This is a genomic window from Virgibacillus indicus (assembly GCF_002266285.1).
In the GTDB taxonomy this organism is placed as follows: domain Bacteria; phylum Bacillota; class Bacilli; order Bacillales; family Amphibacillaceae; genus Virgibacillus_K; species Virgibacillus_K indicus.
In genome coordinates, this window is record NZ_NPMS01000013.1 from 1 (window position 1) to 26,945 (window position 26,945).

25 protein-coding genes are annotated in these 26,945 nt (G+C 38.4%); 21 read left to right on the forward strand and 4 right to left on the reverse strand.

The genetic code is table 11. From position 1 onward, the window contains the following. From CIL03_RS17925 to CIL03_RS17980, 12 genes are all read left to right on the forward strand, one after another. The coding region (locus tag CIL03_RS17925) for a PfkB family carbohydrate kinase (protein ID WP_240508145.1) at nucleotides 1-426 on the forward strand (426 nt) is incomplete at its 5' end. A gap of 675 nt (nucleotides 427-1,101) precedes the next feature. Beyond that, on the forward strand, nucleotides 1,102-2,256 hold the full coding sequence (locus CIL03_RS17930; protein ID WP_094887254.1) for an ROK family transcriptional regulator: 1,155 nt from the start codon (nucleotides 1,102-1,104) through the stop codon (nucleotides 2,254-2,256). Nucleotides 2,257-2,269: 13 nt separating this feature from the next. After that, entirely contained in the window at nucleotides 2,270-3,262 is a 993-nt protein-coding gene (locus tag CIL03_RS17935) for an asparaginase (RefSeq protein ID WP_094887255.1), read from the forward strand. 31 nt (nucleotides 3,263-3,293) lie between these two features. After that, the gene (locus CIL03_RS17940; RefSeq protein WP_240508147.1) at nucleotides 3,294-4,871 is read left to right on the forward strand and encodes a glutathione ABC transporter substrate-binding protein; all 1,578 of its coding nucleotides are present in this window, start codon (nucleotides 3,294-3,296) and stop codon (nucleotides 4,869-4,871) included. A gap of 51 nt (nucleotides 4,872-4,922) precedes the next feature. Continuing rightward, complete coding sequence (locus tag CIL03_RS17945; RefSeq protein WP_094887257.1) at nucleotides 4,923-5,846, forward strand: ABC transporter permease; 924 nt, start codon at nucleotides 4,923-4,925, stop codon at nucleotides 5,844-5,846. 51 nt (nucleotides 5,847-5,897) lie between these two features. Next, the gene (locus CIL03_RS17950) at nucleotides 5,898-6,773 is read left to right on the forward strand and encodes an ABC transporter permease (RefSeq protein ID WP_094887301.1); all 876 of its coding nucleotides are present in this window, start codon (nucleotides 5,898-5,900) and stop codon (nucleotides 6,771-6,773) included. Between the two features lie 15 nt (nucleotides 6,774-6,788). Beyond that, a complete protein-coding gene (locus CIL03_RS17955) occupies nucleotides 6,789-7,796 on the forward strand; it encodes an ABC transporter ATP-binding protein (protein WP_094887258.1) in 1,008 nt (335 codons plus the stop codon). Next, complete coding sequence (locus tag CIL03_RS17960; RefSeq protein ID WP_094887259.1) at nucleotides 7,768-8,736, forward strand: ABC transporter ATP-binding protein; 969 nt, start codon at nucleotides 7,768-7,770, stop codon at nucleotides 8,734-8,736. The genes CIL03_RS17955 and CIL03_RS17960 overlap by 29 nt, the downstream gene beginning before the upstream one ends. A gap of 12 nt (nucleotides 8,737-8,748) precedes the next feature. After that, on the forward strand, nucleotides 8,749-10,101 hold the full coding sequence (locus CIL03_RS17965; RefSeq protein ID WP_094887260.1) for a M17 family metallopeptidase: 1,353 nt from the start codon (nucleotides 8,749-8,751) through the stop codon (nucleotides 10,099-10,101). Further along, nucleotides 10,094-10,783 (forward strand): copper homeostasis protein CutC, encoded by a 690-nt coding sequence (locus CIL03_RS17970; RefSeq protein WP_094887261.1) that lies wholly within the window; start codon nucleotides 10,094-10,096, stop codon nucleotides 10,781-10,783. Before CIL03_RS17965 ends, CIL03_RS17970 begins: the two co-directional genes overlap by 8 nt. Nucleotides 10,784-10,811: 28 nt before the next feature. Next, on the forward strand, nucleotides 10,812-11,678 hold the full coding sequence (locus CIL03_RS17975) for an ROK family protein (RefSeq protein WP_094887262.1): 867 nt from the start codon (nucleotides 10,812-10,814) through the stop codon (nucleotides 11,676-11,678). A 100-nt stretch (nucleotides 11,679-11,778) separates the two neighbouring features. Continuing rightward, nucleotides 11,779-12,711, forward strand: a complete 933-nt coding sequence (locus CIL03_RS17980) for an aldo/keto reductase (RefSeq protein WP_094887263.1) — start codon at nucleotides 11,779-11,781, stop codon at nucleotides 12,709-12,711. A gap of 106 nt (nucleotides 12,712-12,817) precedes the next feature. On the opposite strand, the gene CIL03_RS17985 is transcribed toward CIL03_RS17980, so the two are convergent. From CIL03_RS17985 to CIL03_RS17995, 3 genes are read right to left on the reverse strand one after another with little or no spacing between them, the layout of a single operon-like run. After that, a complete protein-coding gene (locus CIL03_RS17985; RefSeq protein WP_094887264.1) occupies nucleotides 12,818-13,186 on the reverse strand; it encodes a cupin domain-containing protein in 369 nt (122 codons plus the stop codon). Nucleotides 13,187-13,208: 22 nt separating this feature from the next. Beyond that, nucleotides 13,209-14,777: an autoinducer-2 kinase gene (lsrK, locus tag CIL03_RS17990; protein ID WP_094887265.1), complete on the reverse strand. Its 1,569-nt coding sequence runs from the start codon at nucleotides 14,775-14,777 to the stop codon at nucleotides 13,209-13,211. Nucleotides 14,778-14,791: 14 nt separating this feature from the next. Next, a complete protein-coding gene (locus CIL03_RS17995; protein ID WP_094887266.1) occupies nucleotides 14,792-15,721 on the reverse strand; it encodes a sugar-binding transcriptional regulator in 930 nt (309 codons plus the stop codon). A 393-nt stretch (nucleotides 15,722-16,114) separates the two neighbouring features. On the opposite strand from CIL03_RS17995, the gene CIL03_RS18000 reads away from it, so the two are divergent. From CIL03_RS18000 to CIL03_RS18040, 9 genes are all read left to right on the forward strand, one after another. Beyond that, entirely contained in the window at nucleotides 16,115-17,626 is a 1,512-nt protein-coding gene (locus CIL03_RS18000; protein ID WP_094887267.1) for a sugar ABC transporter ATP-binding protein, read from the forward strand. After that, a complete protein-coding gene (locus tag CIL03_RS18005) occupies nucleotides 17,613-18,629 on the forward strand; it encodes an ABC transporter permease (RefSeq protein ID WP_165768000.1) in 1,017 nt (338 codons plus the stop codon). The genes CIL03_RS18000 and CIL03_RS18005 overlap by 14 nt, the downstream gene beginning before the upstream one ends. Further along, nucleotides 18,619-19,623, forward strand: a complete 1,005-nt coding sequence (locus tag CIL03_RS18010) for an ABC transporter permease (RefSeq protein ID WP_094887269.1) — start codon at nucleotides 18,619-18,621, stop codon at nucleotides 19,621-19,623. Before CIL03_RS18005 ends, CIL03_RS18010 begins: the two co-directional genes overlap by 11 nt. Further along, nucleotides 19,623-20,711, forward strand: coding sequence for an autoinducer 2 ABC transporter substrate-binding protein LsrB (gene lsrB, locus CIL03_RS18015; RefSeq protein ID WP_094887270.1), 1,089 nt, complete (start codon nucleotides 19,623-19,625; stop codon nucleotides 20,709-20,711). Before CIL03_RS18010 ends, lsrB begins: the two co-directional genes overlap by 1 nt. A 54-nt stretch (nucleotides 20,712-20,765) precedes the next feature. Next, nucleotides 20,766-21,659 (forward strand): 3-hydroxy-5-phosphonooxypentane-2,4-dione thiolase, encoded by an 894-nt coding sequence (lsrF, locus tag CIL03_RS18020; protein ID WP_094887271.1) that lies wholly within the window; start codon nucleotides 20,766-20,768, stop codon nucleotides 21,657-21,659. 87 nt (nucleotides 21,660-21,746) lie between these two features. Further along, nucleotides 21,747-22,256 (forward strand): type 1 glutamine amidotransferase domain-containing protein, encoded by a 510-nt coding sequence (locus CIL03_RS18025; RefSeq protein ID WP_094887272.1) that lies wholly within the window; start codon nucleotides 21,747-21,749, stop codon nucleotides 22,254-22,256. A gap of 46 nt (nucleotides 22,257-22,302) precedes the next feature. After that, complete coding sequence (gene fba, locus CIL03_RS18030) at nucleotides 22,303-23,163, forward strand: class II fructose-1,6-bisphosphate aldolase (protein ID WP_094887273.1); 861 nt, start codon at nucleotides 22,303-22,305, stop codon at nucleotides 23,161-23,163. 259 nt (nucleotides 23,164-23,422) lie between these two features. Continuing rightward, nucleotides 23,423-24,349, forward strand: a complete 927-nt coding sequence (locus CIL03_RS18035; protein ID WP_094887302.1) for an NAD(P)-dependent oxidoreductase — start codon at nucleotides 23,423-23,425, stop codon at nucleotides 24,347-24,349. Nucleotides 24,350-24,370: 21 nt separating this feature from the next. After that, nucleotides 24,371-24,646: an aspartate/glutamate racemase family protein gene (locus CIL03_RS18040; protein WP_094887274.1), complete on the forward strand. Its 276-nt coding sequence runs from the start codon at nucleotides 24,371-24,373 to the stop codon at nucleotides 24,644-24,646. A gap of 228 nt (nucleotides 24,647-24,874) precedes the next feature. Here CIL03_RS18040 and CIL03_RS18045 read toward each other — a convergent pair whose 3' ends face one another. Then, nucleotides 24,875-26,914 (reverse strand): methyl-accepting chemotaxis protein, encoded by a 2,040-nt coding sequence (locus CIL03_RS18045; protein ID WP_094887275.1) that lies wholly within the window; start codon nucleotides 26,912-26,914, stop codon nucleotides 24,875-24,877. Nucleotides 26,915-26,945 lie beyond the last annotated feature (31 nt).

Below are 26,945 nucleotides of genomic sequence, written 5' to 3' on the forward strand. Positions count from 1 at the left end.
GCTATTTCAGGACATTGCGAAGATTACTTCAAAGAATTTCAAAAAAGTGGACTAATTACCTCGTTTGACTTCTCTAATGAGGTTGAAAGCCCTTTGATAAATAAACTAGCCAGCTATGTGGATTATCCATTTCTTTCATATTCTGAAGATGATGCATTCATACGTGAATTACTAATTGAAATTAAAAATCGAGGTAGTAAAGTCCCTATAGCAACGCTAGGTGAAAATGGTAGTTTAGCATATGATGGCAGTAATTTTTATGAAATAAAAACCAAGGACGTCAATGTAAAAGATACGATGGGTGCTGGTGATTCTTTTATAGCAGGTTTTTTATATGGGATATTTAAAAAATATCCGACAGAAGAGTGCTTAAAGATTGCCACTGATAATGCTGCTAAAACAATTACTTATCATGGAGCTTGGTAAGGGGCCGCTTTTAGTTGGGTGCCTGTCACTTCCCGGTTTTTGACGAATAGAAATGTCGTTATTAATTATTTTTAAATGGTTACTAGTTTTGTTAAGCATGTTAGTGCAGGCAAAGCTAGTAATCTTTTATTTTTAAATAAATAACTTTAAATGGAATTTTAATCTTCAAATACCTATTTAAAATTGAAATATGTTCTAGGGAAAATGTGATTTTATTAGTCAATGTACTTATCAAAATGCGTTTTACACTTTTGATAACGTGATTTAAATACCTTATCTTAAAAGAAGGTAGGGTTTCGGTGTCTGTCCCTTTGGCCTTGCATCAGTGGTTGAAAATCCATAAGAGTAAAAGTTTAACAGTTTGCTTTTCCTTTAAAATTTTAAAAAGGGAACGGGCCATAACCAGACCTTGTTCCCTTTTTTATATAAAATTGTCAAAAAAATATGCAAGAAAGAGTGCAATGAAAAAATAGAATTTACTATGGTGAAGAAAAAACATAAAAAAAGTATTACTAATTGTGAAAAGAGTTTGACAAACAAATTACATTGATTTAATATACTTAATAACATCACTGGAGAAAATAATGAAAATATAATGTGCAAACTATTATAAATTAGTTGTTTTCTATCTTTTTACTACTTAATTAATACCATCATGTGAATAAGGTGGATGCTGTGAAAATAAAAAACCAAGACTTTTTAAAAAAAGAAAATTTAATATTAGTGCTTAAATTGATATCTGATTACGGACCCATATCCCGAGCGGAAATTTCCAAGCAAACGAAAATGAGTCCAACTTCTGCTTCACGTATTGTGGCATTGTTAAGCGAGAAAAATCTAATAGAAGAAGTAGCGATGAACCATCAGAATGTTGGTCGAAAAGCAAGCTATTTTGATTTAAATAAAAATGGAATCTACTTTATTGGAGTTGAGTTGGATAATTCCTATTTTAGAATAGGGCTGATGAACTTTAATGAAGAACTCATCTTTAAGAAAACGGTAGCGTTGCAAAAATCGTTTCCGGATATGGTTGTAAAACAACTTGCTAATGAAATATATAAACTTAAGAAAAGATTCGATTTAACAGATAATCAAATCTTAGGATTATGTGTAGGAATGCCGGGGATTATTGAACATAAGCAAGGGATTGTTGATTTTTCTGTTCAATTACAATGGAAAAATTACCCCTTAGCGGATCGCCTTTATGAACAACTCAAAATACCAATCAAGGTTGATAATGAACTGAAAATGAAAGCGTTATCCGAATATAAATTCTGTGATGACAGTGTAAAACATTTAATTATATTGGGATTCGGTAGTGGGGTTGGTTCTGCGTTAATTAGTAATGGTGAGATCAGCAGGGGAAAGTCGAATTTCGCAGGTGAAATAGGGCACACCATTGTAGATCCAAACGGTGCATATTGTCCTTGCGGGAATTTTGGATGTATGCAAACCTATATTGCTGAGCCTTTCTTGTTGAATGAAGCTTCGAAAATCAAGCAGGTTGATAGCTTGGAAGAATTGCTCCAAGAAGTGGAAGATGGAAAAGTCTGGGCCAAGAACCTTATTTCAAGAGCAATTCAATATGCTTCGATTGCAATCAACAATACAGTCTGTTCTTTTAACCCGGATCTTGTAATATTGTCAGGATCACTGATAGAAAATCACCCTTATATTCAAGAAGAACTGCTTAAAGAGTATTCAGCTACGATTTGGAGTCCAGCAGCTAATTCCTTTGATGTGGAAATAACGAAAACAAAGGACGAAGGGGTGGTTTTAGGAGCTGCCATCCAAATGAAGAATCACTTTATAAAAAATATCAATCTATAGAAGGTGAAAAATAATGACTACAATTATTGCAGAAGAGTACCGAGGTGGAAATCTGGAAAATAAGCATGAAGGTGCTATTTGTGTTTTGGATAAGAATAAAGAGGTCATTTATTCAAAAGGAGAGATTGAAAATACTCCTATTTTCTACCGGTCAGCCATGAAGCCTATTCAAGCAATACCTGCATTTGATATAAATATTGAAGAAAAGTATAGTCTCAGCAGTGATGAAATGGCTTTATTTTGTGCATCACAACGTGGGGAAAACTATCATCAGAGAAGCTTAAGTTCATTAATAAAGAAGTTAGGGTTGAAAGAGGAATCCCTTATATGCGGAGAAAGTTATCCATTAAATGAACAACCTAAAATTGAATATATCTGTAGAGGTAAAAAGAAACGAAAATTACTACATAATTGTTCTGGTAAACACCTTGGTTTTCTGGCTTATTCAAGAGAAGTGGGTCTAAATACGAAAGATTACGGGGAAGTCAATCACCCGCTTCAAGAACGTATCAAGGAAGAAGTTGAGCTATTAAGTGAATATCCAAAAGAAAAGATGGCCGTAGGTAAGGATGGCTGTGGTGTTCCTGTATTTGGTGTTCCGTTAAGAAACATGGCACTCTCCTATCTGAAGTTTGTAAATCCAGACTTGGTTTCAGATAAGAATAAAAGGGACACCTTAAACCAAATTTCTAATACAATGCAGGCTAACCCGGAAATAGTGGCATCACATGACTTCATATGCACTGTATTGTTAAAAGATAAAAATATTATTGCGAAAGGGGGTGCACAGGGGGTATATTGTTTGGCTTTAAAGGACGAGAAAATCAGTATTGCATTGAAAGTATTGAGTGGCACAGAATTGCTTTGGCCTTTACTTGTCGCTGAAATCCTAGAAGAAATCAATTATCGAAACAAAAGAACAATAGAAAACCTGTATCAATTACGATCTTCAAAAATACTTAGTGATGCGAGAGAAGTTGTTGGGGAAACAAAAATTATTCTATAGGAGGCTGGACATTTTGAAAAAATCTTTATGGATGTTAGTAATGCTGCTAATGACATTAGCTTTGGTATTGGCTGCATGTAATTCGAATGAAGGTAACGGAGAAACTGAAGAAAATAGTAATGAAGGAAATAATGTTGAATCAGACGCAGACGGTGAATCAAGTGATAGTATCACTGTGGCAATTGAACAGGACTTCATCTCGCTAGATCCACATGATGTTGGTGACACAGTATCAATTTTCGGCACTAGATCCATGTATGAGGGATTGGTAGGATTTGATAAGAACATGGAAATTCAACCTGTTCTTGCTGAGGATTATGAGGTGAATGAAAATTCTACAGAGTTTACTTTTAAATTACGTGAAAATGTGACGTTCCATGACGGAGAACCTTTCAATGCTGAAGCAGTCAAGGCCAACTTTGAAAGAATCATGAATGAAGAACTGAGATCGAATAGGAACCTTCAATACCTTGAAAATATTGAAATCCTCGGTGATTATGAAATTAAATTTACGTTATCACAACCTTTTAGTGCAATGCTGAATAAATTTGCGATGATTCTGATGGCAAGCCCTGAAGCATTTAGTAATAACCCTGATGATTTTGCATTAAACCCTGTTGGAACTGGTGCATTTAAATTCCAGGAGTGGAAACAAGGTGATTCCATGGTAGTTGCCAAGAATGAAGACTATTGGGGTGATCTGGGGACGAATGTACAGCAAGTGACTTTCCGACCAGTACCAGAGAATGGTTCACGTGTAGCAATGCTTCAGACTGGCGAAGCAGACTTCATCTATCCAGTTCCTCATAATAATGTCGAAGAGCTGGAAAGTGACGAGAACATTGTTATTGAAGAGACACCTTCAACAATTGCCAGATATGTATCTATCAACACGAAAAAGGAACCATTTGATGATGTAAAGGTTCGTCAAGCAATGAACCATGCAGTTGATCAGGAAGCTTTCCTTGCTGTTGTCAAAAGTGGATATGGAGAACCTTTAAGTTCAACAATGTCATCAAAGACGCAGCACTATGCTGAACAAGAACTATATGAAGCTAATATAGAAAAAGCAAAAGAATTAATGGCAGAAGCAGGGTATGAAGATGGTTTCTCTGCAGAAATCTGGGGTAATACAGCTTCAGAGACGAACACTGGTATGCAGTTTGTACAGCAGCAATTAGCGCAGATTGGAATAGATCTGGAAGTTCGTTCTATGGAAGAAGCAACATTATCTGATTCCATCTATACACCTGAAACAGCAGAAGAGACAGACTTACAGATGTGGTACGTAAGCTGGTCTCCTTCTTCAGGGGATGCAGATGGAGCAACTCGTTCATTGTTCCATAATGAATTCTCGCCTCCAGAAGGTGCAAACACAGCATATTATGATAATCAGCAAGTATCTGATTGGATTGATGAAGCAAACCAGACTGGAGATGTAGAAGAACAGAAAGAAATCTATGCTCAAATTCAGGAAACAGTCTATAGCGAAGCTCCATGGATTTTCCTAGGATCTGACACTATCCTATCAGGATATTCCTCATCACTTGAAGGGGTATATGTTTTACCTGATGGATCTGTAAGTATTCGAAATGCAAATCTGAAATAAACATTAGTGAGGCTGGAAACAGCCTCACCCTTTTATAGGTAGGTGCTAATTATGTTACAGTTTACAATTAAACGATTACTGTCATTATTACCTTTACTGCTAGTTGTTTCCTTTGTTGTTTTCATGTTTATTCATTTTATTCCAGGGGATCCAGCAAGGTTGATGGCTGGTCAGGATGCGAGTCTTGAAGAGATTGAAGATGCACGGAATGCACTAGGCTTAAATGATCCAATTCTTGTTCAATATACTACATATTTATCATCCTTATTACAATTGGAGCTAGGTGAATCATATCGGTCTGGCATTCCAGTTATCGATTTAATATCGGATAGAATTGGCCCGTCGTTGATTCTCACTTTTTTGAGTATATTATGGGCTTTGGTTATTGGAATATTGATTGGCATTATATCTGCTGTATTCAGGGATAAGCTGCCTGATCGTCTTGGGATGCTGACAGCAGTTTCTGGAATCTCTTTGCCAAATTTCTGGTTAGGGCTCGTATGTATTCAAATTTTCTCCGTTCAGTTAGGCTGGTTGCCTACAGGTGGAGTAAACGATGGTCTGAAAAGCTATATTTTGCCATCTTTTGCTTTAGGTGCTGGAATCATGGCAATGATTGCCAGATTCACTCGTTCATCTCTTGTTCAGACTTTGAAACAAGATTATATCAGAACAGGCCGTTCGAAAGGTCTAAGCAGCCAGAGTATTATCTATGGTCACGCTCTTAAAAACTCACTTATTCCTGTCATAACAGTAGCAGGTCTGCAGTTTGGATTTCTGCTCGGAGGCTCAGTGGTGGTGGAAACGGTATTCAGCTTTCCTGGTCTTGGCCAGCTATTAATAGATTCCATCAGCTATAGGGATTACCCTGTGGTCCAGGCGCTAATTTTATTTTTCTCAGTTCAATTTATATTAGTTAATTTATTTGTAGACATTTTATATAGCCTGTTTAATCCAAAAATTCGATATGACTGATTTAGTCAGTGCATGGAGGAGGTGCCCTAGATGGAAAATAAGTATGTTGAAATGGATCTGAATGAAGAAATTAATTCAGATAAAACTGAAAATCGCTTTTTGGAATTTTGGAAGTTATTTAGAAGGAAGAAGCCTGCTCTTTATTCCTTATATTTTATTCTTTTATTGCTTGTACTTGTTGTGGCAGGTCAGTACATCACACCATTTGACCACTCAGAGCCAAATTATAGCAATATTCTAAGTTCACCGTCCTGGCCACATGTATTTGGTACAGATGAATATGGAAGGGATGTATTATCAAGAGTCATTGCCGGTACTAAGATTGCTTTAACAGTAAGTATCTCGGCGGTGCTAATTGGGGCAATCGCCGGTACTATCCTGGGACTTGTTAGTGGTTTTTTTGGAAAATGGATAGATAAAGCAATTATGAGGTTCTGCGACATTTTGTTTGCATTTCCAGATTTAATTTTAGCGATTGGAATTGTAGCAATCCTGGGTCCTGGCCTTCAGAACGTAATTATTGCAATTGCATTTTTTAGTGTTCCCTCTTTCGCCAGAATTGTTAGAAGTTCAACACTTGAAGTAAAGGAATTGTTATTTGTCGAATCTGCCAAATCAATGGGGGCTAGTAAAAGAAGAATTGTCTTTAAACATATTTTTCCTGAAACAATCCCTGTGATTATTGTCTATTTCACAATGAATGTTGGAACAGCCATTCTCTCTGCCGCTAGCTTGAGTTTCCTTGGTTTGGGTGCAGAGTTATCTTCACCAGATTGGGGTGCGATGCTCAGTATGGGAAGAGACTATATCGGCACTTCTTTTCATATTGTTTTCTTCCCGGGACTGATGATATTCCTGACTGTCCTTGCCTTCAATATTCTTGGAGATGGATTAAGGGATGTGTTGGACCCTAAAACAAGAGATTAGAAAGAAGGTATCTGTATGGAACAACTATTAAAGGTTTCTAATTTACAAACAGGTTTTAAAAATGATAGAGAGATTCAGAAGGTACTCCATGGAATTGATCTGGAAGTCAATAAAGGAGAGATTGTCGGATTAGTAGGAGAATCTGGAAGTGGAAAGAGTGTAACATCTCTATCAATTATGCAACTCTTGCATGGTACCCCAGGTAAAGTGCTTGCAGGGGAAATCAATTATAAGGGTGTAGATCTTCTTTCCCTGAAAGAATCAGAAATGCGGAAATATCGCGGTAAAGAATTATCGATGATATTCCAGGAACCGATGACTTCTCTCAACCCAGTAGTCAAAATTGGAAAGCAGCTGACTGAAATCATTATGCTTCATTTAAAATATTCGAAAAAGAAAGCACAAGGGCATGCCATCTCTATGCTGGAGTCTGTAGGAATACCGCGTGCCAAGGATATCATGGAAAGCTATCCGCATGAACTATCAGGTGGAATGCTTCAGCGGGTCATGATCGCAATGCAAATTTCCTGTTATCCTTCTCTGCTAATTGCTGATGAGCCAACGACGGCACTGGATGTTACGATTCAAGCCCAAATCCTGAACCTGCTGAAGGAAATTCAGGAGACTTCGAATATGGGAGTACTATTCATTACCCACGATCTTGGAGTGGTGTCTGAAATTTGTGATCGAGTGATTGTCATGTATGCTGGCAGGATTGTGGAGGAACTTTCGGTAGACAGACTTTTTGAGGACGCATCTCATCCATACACGAAAGGATTGATTAAGTCCATTCCGATAATAGGTCAAAACAAGAAGAAACTATTCTCCATTCCAGGCACTGTTCCAAGCCCGCGTAATATGCCGAAAGGATGTAAGTTCGCTCCAAGGTGCGAGTTCGCTATGGATATATGCTGGCAAAAAGAGCCGGCTCTCCTTGATTCCAACTATGGAAAGTCAAGGTGTTGGCTGGAAGCGGAAGATAAGGAGGAAGCTTATGACTCAAAGTACTCTTATAGAAGTTAAAGGTTTAACAAAAAAATTCCCATTAGGGAAAAAATGGTTTAAACCCAATGGATATGTCCGTGCGGTGGATGGTCTGGACTTCACTATTAAAAAAGGAGAAACTTTCGGTCTGGTTGGTGAATCTGGATGTGGAAAGTCGACGACAGGAAGATTGATCAATGGATTGATTGAAGCCAATGAGGGGGAAATCCTTTTTGATGGTCAAAACCTGGTTGGATTGCCGGATTCGCAGTGGAATAGCTATCGAAAACGGATGCAGATGATTTTTCAGGACCCATTTGCCTCCCTGAGTCCAAGAATGAAAATAAAGGATATTGTGATAGAGCCATTAGATGTGCATTACCCTAAGATGCCTAAAAGTGAGAAGCTGGAAAAAGCTGAGAAACTCTTGGAGATATGTGGTATAAGTAAGTTTCACTGGAATAAATACCCTCATGAATTCAGTGGTGGACAGCGTCAACGTATAAGCATTGCACGCTCCCTGATTCTGAACCCGGAACTTATCATTGCCGATGAAGCGGTATCTGCACTGGATGTTTCCATTCAGTCGCAAGTCCTTAATCTGCTCGTTGACCTGCAGGTAGAATTTGACTTGACCTATTTATTTATTTCCCATGACCTAAGTGTTGTTGAACATATAAGCAATCGGATTGGTGTCATGTATCTAGGCGATTTAGTGGAAGTGGCAAGTAAGGAGCAATTGTTTAAAAACCCTAAACACCCATATACACAATCGCTGCTTTCCTCGATCCCTCAACCAGGTAAACAGGATAGAGAAAAGATTATCCTGAAAGGGGAAATACCAAGCGCATCAAATCCGCCAAAGGGATGTAAATTCCACACACGATGTCCATTCGCCATGGACATCTGCAGGAAAGAAATACCGGAAAATATCCATGTTGATGATGATCATGTTGTTGCTTGTCATCTATATAGCTAATAGGAGGATTCAATGAAAGCCAAAGTAATATTCTATAAGGATAAAAATAATCTGCCAGATAAACTTCAGAAACGATGTGCGTTAACGTTTGGTGAGATGTTTCATTGCTATGATGTATTCATGGACGAAATATACGTTTATTACTCACAATCCCAGGATATCGAGAATCAAGACTGGGTAGAGCTAGGGGAGGCATGTTATACATTCATTGAAAAAAAGGGTATAACAAACCTCGAATTAGATAAAAAAGACTGTGAACAAATAAATCTAGCGAGTTTTCTGGAGGGTTTCTATAAATCTGATTATAGATTTGATCGGTATCACTCAAATAAACATAGAGAATCTATCTCTGTAAAAATTCCAAAGGACTTCAGGGAGATTTCCTCTAAGGCAAAAACAATTGCAGGAGCTGTTCATATAACCCGCGACATCTGTAACGAACCGGCTAATGTATTATATCCAAGAACCTATGCCTCCTATTTAAAGAGTATATTTGAAGAAACAAATGTAGAAGTAAAAATAATAAACCGTGATGATCTGAAAGATGAAGGGTTTTATGCTGTTGAAACAGTTGGGAGCGGGAGTAAGTATGAACCTTATGTTGCTGTGCTCACGCTGAAAACCAATGACGAGGACCCTCTTGCACTTGTCGGCAAAGGAGTTACTTTTGATGCTGGTGGCATAAATGTAAAGACTGGATCTGCTATTGCGGAGATGAAAATGGATCTTGGTGGAGCAGCAGCTGTAACGGGAGCAATGAAACTACTGGCAGACATGGATATAGCATGTCATGTTATAGCAATTCTGCCACTCGTAGTAAATGTTGGGGGGGCGCATGCCTATCTTCCTTCTGATGTTATTAAATTTAGAAATGGTACAACTGTAGAGGTTGGTAATACAGATGCAGAAGGAAGATTGATCATCGCTGATGCGATTCTTTATGCCCAACGTATTGGAGTCAACCGAATTATAGATATAGCTACGTTGACTGGAAACGTAGGGCAGGCACTAGGGCTTAAGATGGCGGCTGTTTTCAGTAATCGTATGAATATATCAAATAAAGTATATGAGTATGGGCGAAAGAGCGGCGATGATGTATGGCCAATGCCATTGGAAAAAGACTATAAACGTTACTTGAAGAGTCAAGTAGCGGATATTTCCAATATGAGCAGCTCCAGTTTTGCGGGATCGATTACTGCAGCATTATTCATCGAGCATTTTGTGGAAGAAAAGACAAAATGGATTCACATTGATATGGCGAACACCTCTAAATTTTTCCCTGATGCTAATGCGGGAGCATCGGGATTCGGTACCAAAATCCTGTTTGAACTGGTAACAGCCAGAGAGGAACTTTGGAATGATTGAATGTATCGTAGAAAATGAAAAAGATGCAATTGCTGCTGAAAAACTTGGAGCATCGAGACTCGAGCTAGTATCGGCAATTCAATTAGGTGGGTTGACTCCGTCCTTTGGAACAATTAAAAGAACGGTGGAAGCTGTACAGATACCTGTTCAGATCATGGTCAGACCTCACAACTATGGTTTTATTTATAACACACATGATAAGGAAGCTATGAAGGAAGATATCGCTTTGTTATACGACATGGGTCATTACCGGATCGTGATAGGTGTGCTTGATCAGAATAAAAAAATAGAAACCAATTTTCTTGATGATATATTTAAGGAATTCCCTGATCTGGATGTCACATTTCATCGTGCATTTGATGAAGTGGAAGACCAAATCGAGGCATATCGAACTTTAGTATCTTATCGTAACAATATTAAGAGAGTGTTGACTTCCGGTGGTGCAAATAGCTGTATGGCAGGTATCGAATCCCTTCGCAAACTGGTTCAACTGCAGCGTAAATTAAATGGCCCAGGCATCTTGCCGGGCAGTGGTGTGAAACTAGAGAATATAAAAGAATTACATGAGGCAGTACAAGCTGATGAATATCATTTTGGAAGTGGTGTAAGGAAGTATCAATCTTATGAAGAAGGATTCGATAAAGAGGTTGTTGGGGTGATTAAGCATTTACTATCCGATTGATAATTATGTCCTGTTATGAGGTGAAAAAGTGAAGGTATTGGGAGTTGACCTGGGTGGTACAAAAATTAAGATTGGTGTTTTAGATGAAATAGGAAATATAGAAAAAATATACTTATACCCAACAAAGGAACCAATCTATGAAAGTCTTGAAAAGGCAATTGATGAAGTGGTGGCAATTCATTCGAATATTGCGGCGATAGGAATAGGGACTCCCGGATTTGTCGATAGAGAAAAAGGGAAGGTTATATTTTCCAGTGAAAACCTTCCAGGATGGAGTGGAACTGAAGTAAAGAAAAAGCTGGAAAGTAAATTTCATATTCCAGTAATCGTTGAAAACGATGCGAATGTTGCTGCATTGGCAGAAGTTAAATTTGGAGCGGCCAAGGGATATGATAATGCTCTGATGTTAACTCTTGGAACGGGCGTTGGTGGAGGAGTAATAGTAGATGGAAAGATATTATATGGACCCAATGGTGCGGTCGGTGAGTTTGGGCATATGATATTATATCCGGGAGGACATCTCTGTAATTGTGGAAGGAGAGGGTGCCAGGAACAATATGTCTCAGGTCGTTCGCTGGAAAGAAGAATGCGCGAAGCAAATGTTGATATGACCCCTTCAGCACTTATGCAGGCCAAGAAACATAATCAAATAGCTGGAGCGATTATTGATGATTTTACATATGATTTGGCTTTAAGCATAAGCTCCTTACAAGCGGCTTTTGATATGGATATTCTTATTCTTGGTGGAGGTGTCTCCCATTCTGCGGAATATTGGTTGGGAGACCTAAATAAGCACTTAAAGAATTTGTTGTTCCATCCATTAAAAGTCGAAGTAGCCAAATTAAAAAATGATGCTGGAATGATAGGTGCAGCACAATTAATGTTTATGGCATAGATGGGTTAGAGATGGAGAGGTGCCTGTCACTTCCCGGATTAATTACTGGAAATGTTTGCAATTTTAAAATAAAATGTAATAAAGAAAGGTGGAATTCGTCATGAATGAGAAAGTTGAATTAGGAAAAACAGGGCTTTATATCCATTCTATTGGACTAGGTGCAAATAAAATCGCTGAAGAAAATAAGGAAACCAATACTGAATACGGAGGAAAAGTTCTTTCCGCAGCAATAGAAAATGGATTAAATTTTATTGACACAGCTTATTATTATGGCGAGGGTGATTCAGAAGAAATTATTGGAAAAACATTGAAGGAAAACAAAAGCAGAGATGGTATTGTGATTGCTACGAAGGGAGCACATAAATTTACAAACGATGGTGTCGTTCTGGACAACTCGCCAGCGTTCCTTACGAATGCTGTGGATGAAAGCCTTAAACGCTTGCAGACCGATGTAATTGATTTATTTTACATCCATTTCCCCGATAAAAACACGCCGAAATATGAGGCTGTCGGTGCATTGCAGCGATTGAAAGAAGCAGGAAAGATTCGGTCAATTGGTGTTTCAAATTTCTCAAAGGATCAATTAAAAGAAGCGAATCAAAACGGGTATCTCGATGTAGTTCAAGCGAACTATAATTTGATTGACCGATCAGCAGAGAAAACAATTTTTCCATTCATGCTAGAGAATGATATCTCTTTTGTTCCTTATTATCCTTTGGCATCAGGACTTTTGACAGGAAAATATACAAAAGACACCGTCATTTCTGAGAAAAATAAAGTTCGCCCACAATTTCAGGATGACGTGTACAAGAAGCATGTTGAAAAAGTGGGAAAACTTCGAGGGATTGCCGAAAAACATGATGTGAATATTCATCATATCGTCTTAGCCTTTTATTTAACCCGGGCGCCAATCGATGCTGTTATTCCAGGTGCAAGGAACACCGGGCAAGTATTAAGTAATTTAGAAACTGCTGCTGTTCAATTGACACCAGAAGACATACAAATCATCGAGAACATATTTCCTTTAGATTGAGAGACTTTAACGGCTTGAGGACTTAACAGCTACATTTTAATGAAGCGGCTGAAAAGTCCCCTTAACTATTTTCATTTATTTTTTGTGGAAACTCTAATGAGTGAATTTACCCATTAAGTTGCTTTTTGTGAGGTTTATAGTCTACCTCGACTTTATCTTTTTCCTGAAATGGTGAGAGCATGAATGCTGCTTTGAAATCAGTATCTCCAGAATTAATCAGATAGTGGACTTTTTTCGGCTCCACATGGATGAAATCACCTTTTTTACAGTGGAAAATTTCATCATCGATATGGATTTCCAGTTCGCCTTCCAGCACGAAGAAGTTTTCTTCCATGATATTATGATAATGTGCATTGAAATCCTCTCCAGGTTTCAATACAACAACTCCAAAATTCATTCTCGGGCCTTTTTGTAAATACTTTGGTCCGCTGTCTCCAAATCGGTATTCTTTTTCATTTTCATTAATAACTGCCATTTTCAACACTCCTCATATTTTATTATAATCCAGGTGCAATCCACATGTGTTCAGTGATGCCATCATCTGCCAAACTTAGTTGGTTACTGTATACTTTTTCCCATTTTTTGTACAAGTCATCATAAACTGAACTGTTTTCTGCATTTGGATGATATGTTTTTTCAAACTTTACGACCTTTGAAATAGCGTCATCAAAGTTGTTATAAACTTTCGTTCCCACTCCTGCACAAATTGCTGCACCAAGTGCGGTTGATTCTCTGACTACTGGTACTTTCACTGTTTTGTTAAGTACATCAGAAAGAATTTGGCACCATAAATCGCTCTTTGATGCACCGCCTCCAAAGATAACAGAATCAGGGGAAGTACTAGTAATGCTGTTTACTGACTCAATGTTTCCTCTGGTGACAAAGGCTGCATTTTCCATGATGGCTCTGTAAAATGTTGCTTTGTTGAATTTATCTGAATCAAGCTTGAAATTAAGGAATCCCGGAGCTGCATGTTTCCAGGAAATATAATTCATCTTGTCGGAAAACGTGCTGAGCATGCCATAACTTCCAGCAGGTACGTCGCTTGCCCGTTTCTCCATCTGTGAATAAATACTTTCTCCGGTTTCGTTTTGGATATGTTTCTCTAGCTCGCAGAAAGTGTCTCTGAACCATCTCATTACAAGACCAGGGAAGAATGCGATAGCTTCATACTGCCAGGTGTCTGGGACCGCATGGCAATTTATCCTAACTTTGCATTCATTATCCATTTGCACATTTCTTGTCGTATATTCATATTGCCAGAAGCTGCCGCCCAGTACAGCTGCATCTCCCTCGTCGATGACACCCATGCCTATACAGCCTAATTGAGCATCTCCGCCGCCTGCAACGATTTGCGTCTGAGTATTTAGACCTGTAAGCATTGCCATTTTTTCTGTAACATTGCCGATGACAGTGCCACTTTCATGTATGATAGGGTATATATCAGTTCTGAGTCCTGCTTTATCGGCAATTTCGGGCTCCCAAACACGTTTCTTTATGTCAAAAATCCCTGAGGTGCAGCCATTTGATGGTTCCGCGGAAATAATACCTGTTAAGCGGTAGGTTATCCAGTCATTAAGCATGGTTACGTATTTAACTTTTTCGTAAGTATCAGGCATATTATTTTTCACCCAGAGAATTCTCGGGATAGCTCCTAATGAAAACGTCTGACCGGATAATTGGTAAATCTCAGCTTCCAGACTCTCGCTGATTTTATGGAGGTTGTTTACTTCCATGTCGGAACGCGAGTCTACATTTGCGCATGCCCATAATTCTTTGCCATTCTCATCGTATAAGACGATTGCCTCACGCATGCTTGTCGTAGAGATAGAAATAATTTCTTTTGGATTGACATTGCTTTTAGCGAGGGTTTCCTTGATTAACCGGGTTATGATTTTGAAGTTCGTATCTACATCAAAATCCATGGAACCCGGGTATCTTGGATCTTCTTTATGTATCCATTCTGATTGAGAAACATGCTGTTCATTGCCGTGGATATCAAACAATATTACTCTGACACTCCCAGTGCCTGCATCAATTGCCATTAAATATTTTTCCACTGTCATCTTCCTCTCCCAAATTATTCTTTTTTGATCAGGCTTCGGGCAACTTCCTCATCGGTAATCAAGACATCAATATACCCCCCTTTAAGTGCTCCAATGATAGCTTCTTTTTTATCATGCCCTCCAGCTACTGCTACAACATGATTCAGTGATTTCAGTAAATCTATCCCTGTACTTATCAGCTGTTCATGCAAGTGCAAATCCAGAATATTGCCATTAATATCATAAAATTGACTTAAAATATCTCCAACGGCGCCCCTCGATTTCAAAACTTCAACTTCTCCCATGCTTAAATGCCCTTCTTTCACAATCGTCGCGCGTTCATTTAAAGCTCCGACGCCAACTACAGTAATATTGGAGTGTGGGATAATTTCTAAGATGTTTTTAATAGGCTTTTCCTGCCTCAATTGTTCAGCAAGTTCTTTTGTTGAGACCATCAATGGTGAAGGAATAATGAAATGATTATAATTTGGATTCGTGTAATAATCAGAAGTCTTATCTATTGCTGTCGGCATAAAAAATTTCACTCCACCAGATAATGAAACGAATGTGACTTTGTACTTCGTGGAGATATTCAAGTGTCCAAGCGTCTTTGAAACAGATTCACCATATCCAACGTTGATTATTGTATCTTTGGTGATTCTGTCTTCAATGTACTGTGCTGCAGCAATCGTGAGGCTATCGGGAATATTCTGGTCTGATGCAGGGACGATGCAAATGTCATCTAAGTTGTATTCTTCTATTATTTTATTTTGCAGATCAAGTTGATCCATTTTGCTTAAGTCAACTTTGAATTGAATAATGTTATTGGTTTTAGCTTTTTCTAGATATTTAATGACTTTCATTCTGGAAAGATTCATAACTTCTGCAATCTCATTTTGTGTAAGTCCTTCTTGATAATATTTCCATGCAATCTTTACGATTAAGTTATCTTCATATGTTGTCATAATAATCACTCTCTGTTCTTGGATTTTTAGCTCTACTAAAATTGTAACAAAATATTATTGATAAAACAATTGTTTGGATATGAAATAAATATATCAGTAAACAGTTCGGCAGTCAATATTATGTTTTATTGATATTCCCAAAAAAACAAAAAAACAAAAAAAGCAATTAAATGCTTATTTATAGGTGTCATATGATAAATATAATTATACTTATTTTTTATATTATCTATATAGTTCACAAATAATTATTATTTTCGGATAAAACAAAAAATAATAAAGTTATGCTTGATAAATAAAATGTTTTAAATTATAATGAACATAATCATTTCAGGAAAACGGTTTCATTTTGATGGTGAATGAATAAATCTATATATATTTGTTAGGGGGGAAAAAATGAAAAGTGGAGAAAAACTGGTTGAACTTGAAAACATCCATAAAAGTTTTGACCAAAACAAAGTGTTGAAAGGTGTTTCTCTGGATCTAAATGAATATGAAGTAATTTCAATCATTGGCGGTAATGGTGCTGGAAAAAGCACCCTGATGAAAATACTGACTGGTGTCCATAAAGTGGATGATGGAACTATAAAGATAAATGGAGAAAAGATAAGAAGCTTCAATCCGTCTCAAGCTCATGAAAAAGGAATTTATTTAGTGCCGCAGGAGCCTTTGTTGTTCCCGAATATGACAGTTGAACAAAATATTTCGATTGGGTTCGATTCTGGCAAACTCAATATTAAGGAAGAAACAGAAAAAATAGTTGAAGATCTTGGGTGGCAACTGGATCTGAAGCGTTTGGCAGCTTCTCTGACTATAGCAGAACAGCAGCAGCTTGAAATCATTAAGGGGCTTCTCAGAAAAGCAAAAATATTAATCCTGGATGAGCCCACAAGTGCTTTGACATTTTCCGAAACTAAATCGCTGTTCAAAGTGATACACAAACTGAAAGCTGATGGTGTAGGTATATTTTACATAACACACCGGCTGGATGAGGTGTTTGAGATTTCCACACATGCAGTGATTCTAAGAGATGGAAAGGTGACCCTTAAAGGGGATATCAAAGATTTCACAAAAGATATACTGATCCAGGGTCTCCTTCCGGAAGACAGCGATAGTAATTATGAGGATAAGTTTGAAAAGGAAAACATAGATCGTTCCAAGGATACGCCGATTTTAAAAGTCGACAACATTAGTGGTGATGGTTTCAGGAATATCAATTTTAATGTTTATAAGGGAGAGGTAGTCGGACTTGCAGGCCTTGTTGGTGCAGGGAGGACAGAAATTGCTGAGGCGATCTATGGGATAACTGAAGTCCACAGTGGTGAAGTATATCTGAATGGTAAGAACATTACAAAGTTGGGAATTAATGAAACGGTCCGCAGCGGATTAGCATATATACCGGAAGACAGGTTTCTGCACGGCATTTTCCCGATAACCTCCGTTAGAAATAATATCACTGCACAGGTAATAAAACGAGAAGGGGCTTTTCTCAACAGCAAATTTGAAAAGGAAGTAACAAGCAAATATGTCGAACGATTAAGTATAAAGATCAGTGATCAGAATCAGGAAATTAAGTCACTGTCCGGGGGGAATCAGCAGAAAGCGGTCATTGCCAGAATTTTATCTACGAACCCGCAGCTGATCATCATGGATGAGCCTACAAGGGGAATTGACGCGACTGCAAGAAACGACATTTATTCAATTATCACTGAATTGAAGGAACAGGGTTTTTCGATTCTGCTCATATCTTCAGATCTTGAAGAACTGGAAAGGATCAGTGACCGAATTTACGCAATTTATCGCGGGAACTGCAATGCTTATCTCGGATTCAATGAAATCAACGCAGCTAATCTGATGAAGGCTGCTTTTGGAACATATGAAGGAAGTGAAGCATATGCAAAAGTTTAAAAATATAACTGAAAAACGGGAATTCAGGACTTTTGTATTTCTGGTCGCGATATTCGTCGTAGTAGGTCTAGTCAACTCGGAGTTCCTGTCATTGGGAAATATACATGACTCCCTGAAAAGTAGTTTGCTTTACATTGTACTTGCAGTTGGACTGACATTCGTTCTACTGACAGGAAATATCGATATTTCTGTAGGCGGTATATTGGGCTTGAGTGCAGCAGTCAGCGGAATGATTCTCCGGGATGGCGGAAGTATTCTATTAGCAATAGTTGTTGCTATTGGAATTGGCGGCTTGGTAGGATTAATCAATGGTTTAGGTGTAACAAAACTCAAAATCTCTTCCTTTATCATGACATTGGGGATGCTTGAAATAACTAGGGTGGTCCAGGTTATTTATACCGATGGACAATGGGTAGAAAATTTACCGGTAGCATTTAAACAGTTAGCACAAATAAATGTGCTGGGAATTAATCTTTTATCCATTTTGGTTGTTACCGGATTGATATTGGTCCACTTGTACCTAATTAAGAATAAAAAGGGAAGGTATTTTTCTGCAATTGGAGATAATCAGGAAGGTGCTATATTGCTGGGGATTCCTGTACAGCGTTACGTTACATATTCATTTGTTATTTCTGGTGTGTGTTCGGCTTTGGCTGGATTGATATTCGCCAGTCAAATCGGGTTTATTTCCACAACTGCAGGTCTTGGAATAGAAATGACCGTAATCGCTGCAGCAGTTCTTGGAGGAGTTTCCCTTAGCGGTGGGGTGGGATCAGTAATCGGTGCAGGAATTGGTGCAATTATCATGATTTCGATAAATTCCGCTTTAGTTTATATGAAGGTACCTGCTTTTTGGAATGATGCAATTTCCGGTACGTTATTAATTGTCATTGTTGTCACTGATGCACTGCTGGCCAGAAAAGCAAATAAACAGGCTAAAAAGGAAAGATTGAGAGCAAGAGTCCTTCATGAAGAGGAGGTATCTGTAGATTATGCTAAGTAAAATACCCAAATGGAATATGGCATTGCTGATCATTCTTTTGTCAGAAATTTTAATCTTTGGTCTGATCAATCCTAGATTCTGGAATATATCCATTTTGTTAAACAGTTTTAATGACTTTATTGGAATTGCGATCATCGGATTCTTTGTAACATTGGTGATGATTACTGGCGGTATCGATATATCCGGTGGTTCCATTATAGGTTTGACATCTGTGGTAGTTGGAATTTTGTCCCAGGTAGTCGGACTTAATATTTGGGTTGCGTTAGTACTGGCTATTTTAGCCGGGGGTTTATGCGGATTGCTTAATGGGGTCCTGATTGCATACGGACGTGTGCAAGCGATGGTCATTACACTTGGAGGAATGCTTTTATACAGTGGTATCGCCATTGTGCTCGTAGGTCTATCAGGCGTGAGTGCTTATGAAGGGATATCGGGCTTCTCGCAGGGTTTCAGCAATATCGCATATGGTACCGTTTTCGGTATACCTAATTCAGTTGTGTTGTTTGTTGTCATGTTTGTCATTGCATATATCCTTTTGCACCGAACCAAATATGGCAGATATATATTTTTAACAGGGATCAACCAGAATGCAGCAGAATATTCTGGGATCAACACCAAAAAGGTGATTGCCAGTACCTACGTTTTATCAGGTATAAGTGCTGGTGTTGCAGGTGTGATGCTGACTTCGTATTTAGGAAGTGCCAGAGCTGATTTTGGCGGAGAATATCTAATGCCTATTTTAACCGTGGTAGTTCTGGGAGGTACTTTGATAACTGGAGGTAAAGGAGGTGTTGTCGGTACTGCGCTGGCAAGTATAATAGTCGGTTTCATGCAAATAGGTTTGCAAATGGGAGGAGTTTCAACCCAGTATATCGGATTGGCGACAGGGTCGCTTCTTATCATATCTGTAGCAATACTGGGAATTTCTCCAGAGTTCAAGAACAATGTCAGGAAGTTAGTAAGTCCCAAAAAAATATCAGGGGGTAAAGTATAATGAAAAAATTCAAGTTGAGTTTGTTGGCATTTGGCATGATGCTACTGATAGCAGTATTAGCTGCCTGCAGTTCGGACGATGACGATGCATCTGCTAATGAGGAGTCAGTAAGTTCAGATTCGGATGCAAGTGATATCGAAGTAGTGTTCATTCCAAAAATGACTGGGAATGCCTTCTTTGAATCTGGAAATGATGGGGCGCAGGCGATGGCAGAAGAGATTGGTTTCAATGTTAAATATGATGGTGCTCCTGAAGGAACAGTTGCAAATCAGGTTCAAATCATTAATAGTGCAGTGAGCAGTGGTGCAGATGCAATTGCTATTTCTTCTGTATCATCTGATGGGTTGAACCAAGCGCTTCAAAAAGCTTTGGATGCTGGAGTAGAGGTCGTCACTTGGGACTCTGACGTCGATCCGGAATACAGATCGGTTTACGTCAACCAGGGTACTCCAGAAATTCTCGGAGCCATGCTTGTAGATATGGCAGCAGAACAAATGGATGATCCAGATGGAGAACAACAGGTTGCATGGTTCTACTCAAGTCCGACAGTTCCCGACCAGAACTCCTGGGTTGATTATGCTGAACAATACATTGCTGATAAATATCCTAACAGGGAAGTTGTAACAAAACAATTTGGTGAAGGTGATGAACAGAAATCACTGCAAATTGGCGAGTCTATTATTGAATCCTATCCTGATTTAGATGCTGTAATCGCACCAGATTCAACTGCACTGCCGGCAATGGCACAAGCAGCGGCGAACAAAGGACTTAGTGCTGAAGACCTGATCATCACTGGTTTTGCATCACCTAACTCAATGAGACAATTCATTGAAAATGGAACGATTGTAAACCACGGCCTTTGGGATGTAACAGATCAGGGTGCACTTGCGGTGTATATTGCCTATCATCTTGCCAGTGGAAATGAATTGAAAGTCGGCGATGCAATTGAAGTGCCTGGCATGGGTGAAGTAGAAGTGGAGCCAAACTCTGTCCAAGGTTATGATTATGAAGCAGAAGATTCAGGAATCATTGTATTGCCAGAAAGAATCGTATTCACAAAAGATAATACAAATGATTACGATTTTTAAAAGATAATCAAATAGATTATTAATAGCTTAAAAGATTGAGAGGAGAATTATTAAATGGCTGACGTAATAGGTAACAAAGATGCAAAAAACTTCGGAGAGAATGTAGCTTTTGCAAATAATGGGGATTTCCACGTGAAAGGTGCTGCTAATTTAGATTGGGGAATGAAAGACAGGTTATCGAGGATTTTTAATCCGAAAACTGGAAAAACAGTAATGCTGGCTTTTGACCATGGCTATTTCATGGGACCGACTTCCGGACTGGAAAGATTAGACCTGCTAATTCCTGAATTAGCAGAACATGCGGACTGTCTGATGGGTACGAGAGGGGCAATCAGGACAAGTGTGCCTGCAAATTACAATAAAGCAATTGCACTAAGGGCTTCTTCTGGCTCAAGTGTTCTCCAGGATGACTTAAGTCATGAATCAATGGTAGTTGATATTGATGATGCAATCAAAATGAATGCAAGTGCGATAGCGATTCAAACATTCATCGGTGCAGATGGACAAAAAGAAACGATTGAAGAATTGAATAAAGCAATCAATCTTGGTTCAAAATATTCTATTCCGACGATGGGTGTGGTAGCAGTCGGAAAGCAAATGGAGCGCACGAACAAATTTTTCCTTCTGGCAACAAGGATGCTGGCAGAATTCGGAGCTCAGATTGTTAAAACATATTACTGTGATGACTTTGAAAAAGTTGCAGCTGCCTGCCCGGTGCCATTAGTAGTAGCTGGAGGTAAAAAGATTCCTGAGCAAGATGCACTGACTTTGGCATATAACTCCATTCAGGGAGGAGCAGCAGGAGTGGATATGGGGAGAAATATTTTCCAGTCTAAGCACCCTAAAGAAATGATCCAGGCTGTCAACAAAGTAGTTCACGATGGTTTTACTGATAAAGAAGCTTACGAATATTTCCTTGACTTATCCCAGATTAAAGCAGAAGTTTGATTGATTTCAAATAGGGGTTAAGGAAAGTTTTCCTTAACCCGGTTTTTGTGTGATTTTGACAAAATCAATATAATAGGAGGCAGGACGATGGCAAAAGTAGCATTTCTGTTAGCTTCGGATTTTGAGGATTCGGAGATGAAAAATCCATATGAAGCAATTAAAGAAGCTGGCCATGAGGTTGTAATTATTGGAAACGAAAAAGGAATTACTTGTACCGGCAAGCAAAACACAGTTTCCTATGTGACTGAAATATCTAGTGAAGAAGCTGATGCTAAAGATTATGATGCTGTAATCATTCCTGGCGGCGGCGCCCCGGAAACACTGCGTATCAATCAGGCTACCGTAGATTTCGTGAAGGACCTGAATCAGGATTCTAAATTAGTCGGAAGCATCTGCCACGGGGCACAGGTCATGATCAGTGCAGATATTCTGAGAAATAAAGAAGCCACTTGTTTTATAGGAATCCGTGATGACGTCAAAAACAGTGGCGCGACATACCTGGATCAGGAAGTTGTTGTGAGCCAGAACATAATTACTTCAAGAACGCCTAAAGACGAACCAGCTTTTATTAGGGAAATTTTAGCTAAACTTGATTAGAATGATAATAGTTATTTTCTAAAGTATTAAGTTTGGAGGCAATAAAGTGGAATTAGTTTCTGTTAGGGATATGTTAAAAAAAGCCTTAGATGGAGGATATGCGATCGGGCATTTTGATGTTCACAATCTGGAGTGGATCCAAGCAGTGTTAGAGGCTGCAAAGGAAGAAAAATCCCCTGTTATCTTAGGTGTTACAGAAGAAGCAGTCAGATATTTAGGAGGTTATTCTGTAGCAGGTGCGATTGTAAAATCGTTAATGAAAGAGATGAATATAACTGTTCCAGTTGCACTTCATCTCGATCATGGTTCAAGTGTGGAAAGTTGTAAATCTGCTATTGATAATGGATTTACTTCGGTAATGATAGACGGTTCTCATTTTCCATTTCAACAAAATTTGAAAATGACAAAAGAAGTTGTTGATTATGCCCACCCTCAAGGCGTTACTGTAGAGGCGGAACTGGGAAGCATTGGCGGGCAAGAAGGTAATTTGAAATCTGAAGGCCCGGTCTATGCAGATTTAAATGAATGTATAGAATTAGTAAAACATACTAAGATTGATAGTTTGACACCAGCATTGGGGACTGCGCATGGACCATATAAAGGTGAACCTGTAATAGGTTTTGATGAAATGGAAGAGATAAGTAATGCTGTAAAAATACCTTTAGTTATGCATGGTGGTTCGGGCCTTCCTCCTGAACAAATCAAAAAGTCAATAGCATTAGGGACAGCAAAAATTAATGTGAATGCTGACAATCATCTTGCTTTTTCTAAGACTGTTCGCGAGGAATTAAACCAAAACACAGAACTATATGTCACAAGTGATTATTTAGCAAAAGGGCGTTCATCCGTTAAAAAAACTGTCATTGGAAAGTTAAGATTATTTGGCTCATCTGGAAAAGCGATTTAGAGGGGTGCCTGTCACTTCCCAGTTTTTGCCAAATGTTAATAGATAGATGAATACGATAATATTAAGGCCACTATCAATAAGGTAGTGGCACTTCTTTTGGCAATATGGCACTTAGAGGACTACCTGTCACTCCCCGAAATTTATGATTTAATTTATTCACCCTGAAAAACAATATGGTAAGATAATAAAATAGTGGGATTTTTTAAGGAAATCAGCGAGCTTAATTTATGCAATTTCTAACTAAAAAAAGAAAGGATTGATAAAAATAACAAAAGAAAAGAGTATTATCATAGGTTTTATTGGTACAGGTGTTATGGGGAAAGCGATGGCAAAAAATCTTATGCAAGATAATCACAATGTAAATGTCTACACAAGGACGAAAGAAAGGGCCATGGACTTAATTGATCTGGGAGCGATCTGGAAAAATTCTGTTCAGGAGCTTGTTATTGATTCAGATGTAATCATATCAATGGTAGGTTCACCCAAAGATGTAAAAAAAATTTATTTCAATGAAACTGGTATTTTGAAAAACGCAAAAAAGAATACATTACTGATAGATATGACAACATCTAAACCGTCCTTGGCAAAACGAATTTCTGAGACAGCATCTGCTAAAAATTTGCTTGCTCTCGATGCACCAGTTTCAGGGGGAGAAAATGCTGCTAAGCAAGCTACTCTTTCAATAATGGCAGGTGGTACCAAGTCAGCGTATGAGCGGGCAATTCCCCTTCTAAAAGCTATGGGGAAAAAAGTAGTTTATATGGGTTCGGCTGGGTCTGGCCAGTTTACAAAAATGTGCAATCAAATGGCTATGGCAAACAACGTGGTGGGGGTATGTGAAGCAATAATTCTTGCGAAAAAATCTGGAATGGATCCTAAATGTGTAATTGATACTATGTATGCAGGAACATCCAATAGCTGGGTAATGGAAAATTTAGCGTATAAAATGATTGAGGGTGATTTCAGGCCTGGATTCTATGTGAAACATCTCGTTAAGGATCTGACAATTGCTTTAGAATCTGCAAAGGAATTAAATGCATCAGCACCTGGACTTGAATTATGCTTAAGCCTGTTCAGAGAATTGGAGGGAATGGGTGAAGGGAGTAATGGAACACGTGTATTGGTGAAACTTTATGAAAACAAATCAGAGCAAATGCAATCGGTTTATAAAGGGATTTCAGATTAATAGATAAATTAAAATCAGGATATTTTTAAAAAGTATGATATAGAGGTTTTGACACCATCCATTACCCATCAAAATGAAATTGATTCTATTATTTTTGATGAGTTAGTTTTAGATGTTATTAAAGACAAAACAAAAGAAAGAATGATTAATATTATTAAAGATTATCAATGTGATGGAGTTATTCTTGGGTGTACTGAATTACCATTGTTGATTTCACATAACACTTCTCCTTTACCAGTCATAGACACTGCAGCACTTCATGCAGAAGCAGCACTAAATTTTTCTCTGCAAAATTAGGGTAGGTTAAAGTTGTGCGATAACCACTCAATGTCGCGCAGCATCATTGGAAAGTCGCGCGAGAACACGAGTTAAGTCGCGCGACTTGACTTGTCAATCGCACGAGTTTTGCAACAGCGAGTGACTTCACATGACAACCTCCCCCGCCAAAACCCACACTCGAGTTTCGACAGACGAGGATATATAAATGCTAATAAATCCATACAAATAAGATTTGCCATCCCAACATTACAACTTAAACCGTCCAACCAGTTCATTCAATTCTTCAGCCAACCTAGCTAGCTGCTCGGAACTTCCAGATACCTCTTCCATGGAGCCACTAACTTGCTGTGCAGATGCTGCTGTTTGTTCTACTCCTGCTGCGGCTTCCTCGGAAACAGAGGCTATTTCTTCAATCGACCCATTCATTTCCTGACTGCCTGCTGCAATTTCAGATAAGTTTTCAGAAACCATTTTAATATTTTGAACCATTTCTGTAATAGCTGTACTTATTTCATTAAAGGTTTTACCTGTGGTTTCGATTTGTGCTGTTCCTTGTTCAACTTGCTCGTAACCTTCTTTTAGAGACTCAGCTACTACGCCGGATTCAGTCTGTATATTTGTTACAAAACCAGTTATATCATTAACAGAATGAGCAACTTGTTCGGCAAGCTTTCTTACTTCGTCTGCTACCACCGCAAATCCTTTTCCATGCTCTCCGGCTCTGGCAGCTTCAATCGCAGCATTCAAAGCTAATAGATTTGTCTGTTCGGCAACATCTTTTATAACGGAGACAAGTTTTGTAATTTCCTGTGACTGGTTATCCAAGTGTTGCATTTTCTGCACTGCATCTTTAACAATATGATTTATCTTAATCATTTGATCAGTTGAGGATTGCATCATTTGACTGCCTTCACTGGTCATTTCGATCACTTTGTTCGAATTCACTTGAATATGTTCTCCATTTTCATTTGCTTCCTCGACTCTGACAGTGAACGTTCCCATAACGGAAGCAAGGTCGCTTGCACTATTTGCTTGAGTTTCAGATCCTGAAGCAAGTTCTCCCATTGTTGTCGCGATTTGTTCTGTTCCAGTTGTCACTTCGCCTGTTGCCTGTGTTAACTCCTCACTGTGACTTGAAACTGTTCCAGATACAGTATTAATTTGATTTAACAGCTCTCGCATATTTTTACTCATTTCATTTGTCGCAATACCGAGTTGTCCTATTTCATCCCCCGACTTCACTTCAATTGGCTTTTGGCTTAAATCACCACTCGCAATTTTTTTCATTCTTTCCATGACAACCTTGATTCTGGCAGTTATTCTTTTTGTAACTGCAAACGATACTATTATTGCTAGAACCAGTGCTACACCCAATGTGATGGCATTAGGAAGTATGATAGCTTGTGCTTTTTTCTGAAACTCTTCCACATAAACGGTACCGCCAAGAACCCATCCGGTAGTTGGATTTTCGGTGAAGGCCATTATTTTATCTTCACCTTCGAATTGATATTCAACAATTCCTTGTTCACCTGCTTTTTCTATTTCTTTATAAAACTCACTCTGAGACTGATCTTCTCCAATATACTGTTCTTCAGGATGTGTTATGTATTTGCCGGTATTATCCAATACTACTGCATAGCCAGAATCACCTATCTTTGTCTCGTTGACCATTTGGAGGAGTGTGCCAACAGATACATCCAGGGCAAACACTCCGATAAGATTATTGGCATCATAATAAGCACGAGCTGCAGTAACTACAGTCTCTCCAGTTCCTTCGTCCTGATAAGGTTCAGTCCAGATTGTTTTACCTTCTGCTTGTGCAGCTTCCTGATACCATTCTTGTTCGGTTGGATTATAACTGGCATCTAAATCACCAGCAGGATCTATCATCTCCTCTGTTTCTTCAATACCGGTATAAACAAAGGCTATGGTTTCATCAGACGCTTTCATTGCGGCCAGGTTTTTTAAAATCTCATCTTTATTTTCAGGATCATAATTTGAAAGAAGCTCGCTTGAAGTAAAGCGATCAATTGTATTATTTATATTTTTAAAGAAAACTTCAAACGTACCATTCATTCCCGCCATTTGGCTTTCCACGTTTTTAGTTAGTTCTCCAGTTGTAGTTTTCACACTGGATTGATAGCTTACAAAAGCCACAGCACCTACAGCTAAAATAAGCAGAATTAAAAAGGGAATTAAAATTTGACTTTGGATTGATTTTGTGAAAAATCCACTTTTGCTGCGAGCTTTTTTGGTTTTTCCATTTTTAGTTTTATTATTTTTCATCTCTTGCTATGTCTCCTTCTATTTGAAATTG